This is a genomic window from Frankia sp. AiPs1, from assembly GCF_023716945.1.
Classification (GTDB): domain Bacteria; phylum Actinomycetota; class Actinomycetes; order Frankiales; family Frankiaceae; genus Frankia.
On record NZ_JAMQQF010001086.1, the window covers coordinates 1 to 839 of the forward strand.

Consider the following 839-nt stretch of genomic DNA (forward strand, 5'->3'; position numbering starts at 1 on the left):
GCCGAAGGCCGACCACACCGGGTCGCCGGTGAGTGACCGGGCGGCCCGGGCCCGCTCGGCGATCCCCGCCACCTGTACCCGCAGCTCGCCGTCGGCCGGGACGTCCCCGGCCAGCACCTGCCGTTGCAGCGTCACGATGCGCGTGCGGGCCTCGTCGAGCTGCGAGCGGGCCATCAGACCGCGGACGGCCACCCAGCCGGCGAGGCCCACGATCAGGGCGAACGCGACAGCGAGGCCGCCGACCAGCCAGCGGGCCCATCCGCCGCCCCGGCGAGACGCCCCTGCCCCCCCGGCGGCCAACTCACCACCCGCGAGCCGTTCCCCGCCCACGAGCCGTTCCGCGGCCGTATCCGCCGCACCACTCGCATCCGCCACACCACTCGCATCCGCCACACCGATCTCACCGGCGGCACCGATCGCACCGACCTCAGCGGGGGCAGCGACCTCAGCGGAGGCAGCGGTGGCGGTCCCCGGTGCGGGAGCCGCCGTACCCCGCCCTGCCGGCCCGCCCGCCAAGGACGCCGAGCGCGCTCCAGCCCGGCTCGGTGCGCCGTCCGGGGCGGATTCCACCCCGGGTTGGCGCACAATGGCCAGCCCTGGGTCCACACGCCCGCCCGCCCCGCTGTTCCCGGATCCCTGCGCCCCCGAATTCCCGGCCGTCACCGGTGGGACGGCGGGCGGGTTGAGCCCCGCCCGTCCGTCGCCGCGGCGGAGCCGGCACTGTCCGGGCCGCCAGCACCAGGCAAGCTGTCGGGCCCGGGCGAGCCGCCGATACCGGACGAGCCGTCGGGCCCAGGCGAGCCGTCGGTGCGGGGCGAGCCGGCGGGCCGGCCGTCGGG

At 78.3% G+C, this 839-nt stretch carries 2 pseudogenes; both read right to left on the reverse strand.

Going from position 1 to position 839, the window contains the following annotated elements:
• Positions 1 to 375: pseudogene (locus ND748_RS33020) on the reverse strand (beta-glucan endohydrolase); the annotation flags it as partial.
• Positions 376 to 659: 284 nt separating this feature from the next.
• Positions 660 to 839: pseudogene (locus ND748_RS33025) on the reverse strand (hypothetical protein); the annotation flags it as partial.